General features: G+C 66.3%; 5 protein-coding genes. 2 read left to right on the top strand and 3 right to left on the bottom strand.

Going from position 1 to position 8,072, the window contains the following annotated elements:
- Positions 1-369: 369 nt before the first annotated feature.
- Genes adeC through EJB06_RS24980 form a run of 3 tightly spaced genes read right to left on the bottom strand, consistent with a single transcriptional unit; the run spans position 370 to position 6,182 of the window.
- On the bottom strand, positions 370-1,830 hold the full coding sequence (adeC, locus tag EJB06_RS24990) for an AdeC/AdeK/OprM family multidrug efflux complex outer membrane factor (RefSeq protein ID WP_307720477.1): 1,461 nt from the start codon (positions 1,828-1,830) through the stop codon (positions 370-372).
- Position 1,831: 1 nt separating this feature from the next.
- Positions 1,832-4,978: an efflux RND transporter permease subunit gene (locus EJB06_RS24985; RefSeq protein ID WP_126076738.1), complete on the bottom strand. Its 3,147-nt coding sequence runs from the start codon at positions 4,976-4,978 to the stop codon at positions 1,832-1,834.
- A gap of 1 nt (position 4,979) precedes the next feature.
- Entirely contained in the window at positions 4,980-6,182 is a 1,203-nt protein-coding gene (locus EJB06_RS24980; protein ID WP_126076737.1) for an efflux RND transporter periplasmic adaptor subunit, read from the bottom strand.
- Positions 6,183-6,447: 265 nt separating this feature from the next.
- Between EJB06_RS24980 and EJB06_RS24975 the strand changes: the two genes are divergently transcribed.
- A complete protein-coding gene (locus tag EJB06_RS24975) occupies positions 6,448-7,089 on the top strand; it encodes a CerR family C-terminal domain-containing protein (protein ID WP_164558035.1) in 642 nt (213 codons plus the stop codon).
- A 133-nt stretch (positions 7,090-7,222) separates the two neighbouring features.
- A complete protein-coding gene (locus tag EJB06_RS24970) occupies positions 7,223-8,056 on the top strand; it encodes a universal stress protein (protein ID WP_164558034.1) in 834 nt (277 codons plus the stop codon).
- Positions 8,057-8,072 lie beyond the last annotated feature (16 nt).

Genomic DNA, 8,072 nt, shown 5'->3' with positions numbered 1-8,072 from the left:
GTGTACATTCCTCGTGTGCCTTGCCAAAAATGTTGGCAAAAATATATTTTGACGGACCATGACGTGCGCGCAGACCGTACCGCCTGTCGTTTTCGCGCCGCTTGCCGCCGTTCAGGGAATGTATCTGAGGAATTTTTAAATGGTTTAGGAGAATATTTACATCTGGAAAAATAGTTACATCCGGTATTTGTATGAAAATTACAACGAATCAGTGCCGGATCGCCCTGACATTGGCGACACTGCGACAAATCGCACGGATGCGGGGGGCGCAAGGGCCCGCCTGTGCCCCTCCATCGAAAAAAAATCCCGCTTCCGGCCATGACCGGAGCGGGATTGTCAACCTTTAAAGTTGTGACCTTGAACGCTGGACTACTGCCGGATGGCCGCCGCCAGGCCGTCGCTCGCCTGCCAGCCGCCGCCGAGCGCCTTGTACAGGCTTACCCGGCTGGACTGCTCGGCCAGCCTCACCGAAATCAGGCCCTGCTGCGCCGCGTACAGCGCGCGCTGGGCGATCAGCGCATTCTGGAAGGTATCGGCGCCGTTCCTGTAGCGCGCCTCGTAGATGCGGTAGCTCTTGTCGGAGGCGTCCACCAGTTGCTGCTGGGCGGACAGGCGCTCGTCCACCGTGCCGCGCTGGGCCAGCGCATCGGCCACGTCGCGAAACGCCGCCTGGATGGTCTTGTCGTACTGCGCCACGCCGATCTCGCGGTTGACCCTGGCGACCTCCAGGTTGGCGCGGTTGGCGCCGCCGTCGAAGATCGGCAAGCTGACCGACGGCGCGAAACTCCACGCGCCCGAGCCGCTTTCGAACAGGCCCGACAGGCTGGAACTGGCCGTGCCGGCCTGCCCGGTCAAGGTAATGCGCGGAAAAAACGCCGCGCGCGCCGCGCCGATGTTGGCGTTGCTCGCCTGCAGGGTGCGTTCGGCGGCCAGCACGTCCGGCCGGCGGTACAGCAGGTCGGACGGCAAGCCCGCGGCGACATCGAGCAAGGCGGTCACGCCCGCCAAACCCGCCGGCGGCAGCAGTTCGGGCGGCACGGCGGCGCCGGCCAGCAGGGTCAGGGCATTCTGGTCCTGCGCCACCTGGGCCGTGTAGGCGGCGGCATCGGCGCGCGCCGCTTCCACGGTGGTGCGCGCCTGGTACAGGTCCAGCCCGGGCGCGGCGCCGGCCTTGACCCGGCTGTCGCTCAGTTCGAGCGAACGCTGCTGGCTCGCCAGGGTCTGGCGCGCCAGCGCCAGGCGCTCCTGGTCGGCCATCAGGGTCAGGTAGGCGTTGGCCACCTCGGCCACCAGCGCGATCTGCACGCTGGCGCGCGCTTCCTCGGTGCCCAGGTAGGTCTGCAGGGCCGCTTCCGACAGGCTGCGCACGCGCCCGAACAGGTCGACCTCCCAGGCGGCCACGCCCAGGTTGACCCCGTATTGCCGGCTCACGCCGCCCTGCCCGCCCACGCTCAGATTATCGGCCGTGCGCTGGGCGTTCTGGCTGGCGCCCGCCGCCACCGGGGGCAGCAGCGCCGCGCGCTCGATGCGGTACTGGGCGCGCGCCTTGTCGATATTGAGCGCCGCGACGCGCAGATCGCGGTTATTGGCCAGGGCCAGGGCGATCAGCTGTTTCAGGCGCTCGTCGGCGAAGTAATCGCGCCAGGCGATCGCCGCCGCCGGCATACCCTGGGCGTCCTGCGCCGGGTAGGCCGTGCCGGTAGGCCAAGCCGCAGCGACCGGGCTGACCGGCTGCTGGTACTTGGGCATCATGGTGCAGCCGCCGAGCACGGCTGCGAGTAAGGTCAGTTTCAGGGTGGAACGCATCATAGTCATCAATGGCTTGTTCATGTCAATGGCCTTCCACAGGGACGGCGGTAGGCACGGCGGCCGCCTTGCTGTTGCGGACCACGAAGGCGCGCACAAGGACGAAGAACACCGGCACGAAGAAAATCCCGAGGAAGGTCGCGCTCAGCATCCCGCCCAGCACGCCGATGCCGATGGCGTTCTGGCTGGCCGAGCCGGCCCCGCTGCTGATTGCCAGCGGCAGCACGCCGAGGCCAAAGGCGATCGAGGTCATCAGGATCGGACGCAGGCGCAGGTGCACCGCTTCCAGGGTTGCTTTCTTGAGCTCCATGCCGCCGTCTTCCAGTTCCTTGGCAAACTCGACGATCAGGATCGCGTTCTTGGCGGCCAGGCCCACCACCGTCAGCAGCGCCACCTGGAAGTACACATCGTTGGCCATGCCGAAGGCGATGGTGCCGAGCACGGTGCCGAGCACGCCCAGCGGCACCACCAGCAGCACCGAGAACGGGATCGACCAGCTTTCGTACAGCGCGGCCAGGCACAGGAACACGATCAGCAAGGACATGGCGTACAGCATGCTCGTTTGCGAGCCGGCGGCGCGCTCTTCGATCGAGACGCCATTCCACTCGTAGCCCACGCCCGGCGGCAGCTTGGCGACCAGCGCCTCCATTTCCAGCATGGCGTCGCCCGAGCTGTAGCCCGGCGCCGCCTCGCCCTGGATGTTCAGCGACGGCGTGCCGTTGTAGCGCTCCAGGCGCGGCGATGCGCTGATCCACTTGCCGCTGGCAAAGCTCGAGAACGAGACCATCTCGCCCCTGGCGTTGCGGGCGTACCATTTGCCGATGTCTTCCGGCGCCATGCGCGCGTCCGAGGCGCCCTGCATGTACACCTTCTTGACGCGGCCGCGGTCGATGAAGTCGTTCACGTACGCCCCGCCCCAGGAGGTCGACAGGACGCTGTTGATGTCGGCCAGCGACAGGCCCAGCGCGCTGGCTTTTTCCTGGTCCACTTCCAGCTTGTACTGGGGCGTATCCTCCAGGCCGTTGGGACGGACCTGGGTGACGATCTTGCTTTGCGCAGCCATGCCGAGCAGCTGGTTGCGCGCCGCCATCAGGGCGTCGTGGCCGAGGCCGCCTTCATCCTTGAGCATCAGGTCGAAGCCGTTGGCATTGCCGAGTTCCATCACCGCCGGCGGGGCGATGGCGAACACCATCGCATCCTTGATCTGCATGAAGCGGCCCATGGCCTTGCCGACCACGGCCGGCGCACGCAGGCTGTCCTTGCTGCGCTCGTCGAAATCCTTGAGTTTCACGAACGCCATGGCCGCGTTCTGGCCGTTACCGGCGAAGCTGAAGCCGGCCACCGAGAACACCGATTCGACCGCTTCCTTCTGCTCGCCCAGGTAGTGCTGCTCGACCTGTTCGACCACCTTGAGCGTGCGCTCCTGGGTGGCGCCGACCGGCAGTTGCACCAGGGTGAACAGGATGCCCTGGTCTTCGGCCGGCAGGAAGGAGGTCGGCAGGCGCAGGAAGCCGAAGGCCATCACTGCCGCCAGGATGCCGTACACGACCAGGGTGCGGCCGGTGCGCGCGATCAGCGTGCCGACCCAGCCCTGGTAGCGCCGGCTGCCCTTGTCGAAACTGCGGTTGAACCAGCCGAAAAAGCCGGTCGACGCCGCCTTGTGGCCCTTCTCGACCGGTTTGAGCAAGGTCGCGCACAGGGCCGGGGTGAACACCATCGCCACCAGCACCGACAGCACCATCGCCGAGACGATGGTGATCGAGAACTGGCGGTAGATCACGCCGGTCGAACCGCTGAAGAAGGCCATCGGCACGAACACGGCCGACAGCACCAGGGCGATGCCGACCAGCGCGCCGGTGATCTGGCCCATCGATTTCCTGGTCGCTTCCTTGGGCGACAAGCCCTCTTCGCTCATGATGCGCTCGACGTTCTCGACCACCACGATGGCATCGTCGACCAGCAGGCCGATCGCCAGCACCATGGCGAACATGGTGAGCGTGTTGATCGAGTAGCCGAGGATGCTGAGCACGCCGAAGGTGCCGAGCAGCACCACCGGCACGGCCATGGTCGGGATCAGGGTGGCGCGGAAATTCTGCAGGAACAGGTACATCACCAGGAACACCAGCACGATCGCCTCGACCAGGGTCTTGACGACTTCCTCGATCGACAGCTTGACAAACGGCGAGGTATCGAAGGCGACCACGGCTTTCATACCGGGCGGGAAGTTCTTTTCCATCTCCGCGATGCGGGCCTTGACCTTGTTGGCCGTGTCGAGCGCATTGCCGCCGGTGGCGAGCTTGATCGCCACGCCGGCCGCCGACTTGCCGTTGAAGCGGGCCACGATGTTATAGCTTTCGCTGCCCAGTTCCATGGTCGCCACGTCGCGCAGGCGCACCACGGCGCCGTCGGCACGGGTTTTCAGCAGGATGGCGCCGAACTGCTCCTTCGTCTGCAGGCGGCTCTGGGCCGACACGGTGGCGTTCAACTGCTGGCCGCGGCGCGCCGGGGCGCCGCCCAGCTCACCGGCCGACACTTCCGCGTTCTGGGCGCGGATGGCGCTGGCGATATCTTCCGGGATCAGCTGGTAGCTGAGCAGCTTGGCCGGATCGAGCCAGATCCGCATCGCGTATTGCGAGCCGAACTGGGTCACTTCGCCCACGCCCTCGACGCGGCTGAGCGAATCGACCACGCTGGAGGCGACGTAGTCGCCCAGGTCGGCTTCTTCCATCTTGCCGTTTTCCGAGACGAAACCGAGCACCATCAGGAAGTTCATGGTGGCTTTGCTGACCACCAGGCCCTGCTGGGTCACGGCGGCCGGCAGCAGCGGCGTGGCCAGCTGCAGCTTGTTCTGCACCTGGACCTGGGCGATGTCGGGATCGGTGCCGTTCTTGAAGGTCAGGGTAATGCCGATGGAACCGCTCGAATCGCTGCTCGACGACATGTATTGCAAGCCGTCGATGCCCTTCATTTTCTGCTCGATGACCTGGGTCACGGCGTCTTCCACCGTCTTGGCCGAGGCGCCCGGATAGTTGCCGGCAATCGAAATCGATGGCGGCGCGATATTCGGATACTGCGAGATCGGCAAGCCCATAATGGCCAGCACGCCGCCCAGCATGATCACCAGCGCGATCACCCACGCGAAGATCGGACGGTCGATAAAGAAACGGGCCATATTACGCTCCCGCCGGGGCCGGGGCGCCGGCTTTCGCGGCAGCGGCAGGAGCGGCAGGCACCGCCACGGCGGGCGCGCCCGGCTGCACCTGCTGCAAGCCTTCGACGATCACCCGTTCGCCCGGCGCCAGGCCGGCGTTGACCACCCAGCGGTCGCCCACGGCGGCGCCGGTGCTCAGCACGCGCTGCTCGACCTTGTTTTCCTTGTTCAATACCAGGGCGGTCGCTTCGCCGCGCTGGTTGCGCGTCACGCCGACCTGCGGCACGGTGATGGCCTGTGCATCCACCCCGCTGTCGAGCACGGCGCGCACATACATGCCGGGCATCAGTTCGCCCTTCGGATTCGGGAACAGCGCGCGCAGGGTGACGTTGCCGGTACCGGCATCGACGCTCACGTCGGCGAATTGCAGCTTGCCCTGGGCCGCATACTTGCTGCCGTCGGCCAGCAGCAGGCTGACCGGGGCCTGGCCGCCGTCGGCCTGCTTCAGCTTGCCGGATTCGAAACGGCGGCGCAGCGCCAGCAGCTCGGTGCTGGACTGGGTCACGTCGACATAGATCGGGTCGAGCTGCTGCACGGTGGTCAGCGCGTCGGCCTGGCCGGCCGTCACCAGGGCGCCGGCGGTCACCTTGGAACGGCTGATATGGCCGCCGATCGGGGCGTAGACATTCGTGTACTTCAGGTTGATGTTGGCCACGTCCAGCGCGGCCTGGGCCGCTTCGACGTCGGCGCGCGCCTGGGCGGCGGCGGCCAGCGCGTCTTCCAGGTCCTGCTTGCTGACGCCTTCGATGGCCAGCAATTCCTGGTAGCGCTTCGCCTTCGGCTCGGCCGCCATGACGCGCGCCCTGGCGCTGGCCAGGGTGGCCCTGGCCGAATTGACGGCGGCGACAAAGCTGGCCGGATCGATCTGGTACAGCGGCGTGCCGGCCTTGACGGTGGAACCTTCGACGAACAGGCGCTTGAGGACCAGGCCGCCGACCTGGGGCCGCACTTCCGCCACCTGGTAGGCGGAGGTGCGTCCGGCCAGCTCGGTGGTGACCGTCATCGGCTGGGCCGCAACGGTGTGCACCACCACTTGCGGCGGACCCGGCGGTGGCGGCGCGGGCGGGGCTTTCTGGCCGCAGGCGGCCAGCAGGACGGCGGCGCCAAGGGCGAGAGCGACGCCGGCGGCCGGCTTGTCGATGCGGGTGAATTGATTCGAGTACATGGTGACCTTCGTTAGTTGAACGTGGCGCCTGTCGCGGCAAGCCTGGATGTGCCGGCGAGAGCTCCAAACAAGTGTTTCAAACAAGCGTTTAATACGACTGTATCAAACAGCTGTTTAGTTGTCAACCAGAAATCTTGCCTGGATAATGCGGCATGGCGGCGGGCCAGCGGAAAACGCATGGACAAGCCATGGGCTGCTAGGTACAATTCAAAAATCAGAGATTAAACACTTGTTTAATTCACATAAAACAGGAGTATCGCCAAACATGAAAGCCGACGACAACGATGTCCGCAACCGCATCATCAGCGCGGCCACGGAGTGCTTTGCCGAGAGCGGCTTCAAGGGGACGTCGGTGCGCAGGATCTGCGAACGGGCGGGCGCCAACCTGGCCATGGTCAATTACTACTTCGGCAGCAAGGATGGCCTGTACCTGGCGATCATCGACCGCGAAGGCGGCGTCGACGAGATGGACGAGCTGACCGTGCCGGCCAGCGACACGACGGTCCCGGCTGCGGAGCGCCTGGGCTGGCTGCTCGAACGCCTGCTGCTGGACATGATGGTCAGCGGCCCGAATTCGCTGATCACGCGACTGATCAGCTGGGAACTGGTGGAGCCGAGCGCCGCCCTGCGCCACATCGTCGATACCCTGATCGATCCCTTGCAGAAGGTGATGCGCGAACTGGTGCGCGAACTGGCGCCGCCGGACACCAGCGAGATCGACATCCGCAACAGCCTGTTCAGTATCCTGGGGCAGCTGCTGTATTACAGCCATTCGCGTCCGGTGAACGAAATCATGGCGCCCGACCTCGTCTACGACGAAGCCGGCATCCGCGCGATCGCGCGCCACATCACCACCTTCTCGCTGCGCGCGCTGGGCGTGGCCGATGCGCGCCACGGCACAGCCTGACGCCTTGCCCGTCTGGGCCGTCTGGCCCGGCAAGGCGGAAAATGGCGCGGAATTTGATGTACATCATGCAGCGATGCGGTTGGCAAGGCGTACATTCCTTGAACAGACCTTTCCACCTTTCAAGGAGCTGACCATGTACAAAACCATCCTGGTCCATGTCGATGCAAGCGCCGGCCTGCAAGCGCGCGTGCAACTGGCCGCGCGCGTGGCGCTCGCGCATGGCGCCCATCTGGTGGGCGTCGCGCCGACCGGACTGTCGGCCTACCTGTATCCCCTCAGCGCCATGGATGCGGGCATGCCGCCTGTCGCGTTCCCGATCGACGAAGTGCGTGCCGACGCCGCGCGCTCGCTCGACCTGTTCGACAGCACGGCGCGCCAGCTCGGGGTAACGTCGCTCGAGCGCAGGATGGTCGACGACGAAGCGGGGGTCGGCCTGTGCCTGCAAGCCAGGTATGCGGATCTGGTGGTCATCGGCGCGCCGCCCGCCGACACGGTACTGTTCGCGCGTCCCGGGGTGGCCGGACAGGTCCTGCTCAACTGCGGCCGGCCGGTGCTGGTGACGCCGTCCGCCGGCGCCGGGGAGGCGATCGGGACACGCGTCACCGTGGCATGGAATGGCAGCGCGCAGGCGATGCGCGCGATCGCCAGCGCGCTCACCCTGCTGCAGGGCGCGGCGCAGGTCGACCTGGTGGTCGCCGGCAAGACCGGCCTGTCCGACCTGGACGGCGAACAGCCCGGCGCCGACATCGCGCCCTACCTGGCGCGGCACGGCATCAAGGTCGCGCTGAGCACCATCGACGGCGGCGCCGGCGACGGCGAGTCGCTGCTCTCGTTCGCGGCCCGCAAAGGCGCCGACCTGATCGTCATGGGCGCCTTCGGCCGCTCGCGCCTGCGCGAATTCGTGCTCGGCGGCGTGACGCGCACGGCGCTGCTGTCGTCGCCGATCCCGTTGTGGATGGCGCATTGAGGCGCTTGCCGGCTTG

It is taken from the genome of Massilia atriviolacea (genome assembly GCF_003953935.1).
Classification (GTDB): Bacteria; Pseudomonadota; Gammaproteobacteria; order Burkholderiales; family Burkholderiaceae_D; genus Telluria_A; species Telluria_A atriviolacea.
This window is presented reverse-complemented; position numbering and strand designations above follow the sequence as displayed.

Bases quoted from the DNA above. Each gene is read 5' to 3' on its own strand.
- adeC (WP_307720477.1), bottom strand. From the start codon at position 1,830: ATGAACAAGCCATTGATGACTATGATGCGTTCCACCCTGAAACTGACC.
- EJB06_RS24985 (WP_126076738.1), bottom strand. From the start codon at position 4,978: ATGGCCCGTTTCTTTATCGACCGTCCGATCTTCGCGTGGGTGATCGCG.
- EJB06_RS24980 (WP_126076737.1), bottom strand. From the start codon at position 6,182: ATGTACTCGAATCAATTCACCCGCATCGACAAGCCGGCCGCCGGCGTC.
- EJB06_RS24975 (WP_164558035.1), top strand. From the start codon at position 6,448: ATGAAAGCCGACGACAACGATGTCCGCAACCGCATCATCAGCGCGGCC.
- EJB06_RS24970 (WP_164558034.1), top strand. From the start codon at position 7,223: ATGTACAAAACCATCCTGGTCCATGTCGATGCAAGCGCCGGCCTGCAA.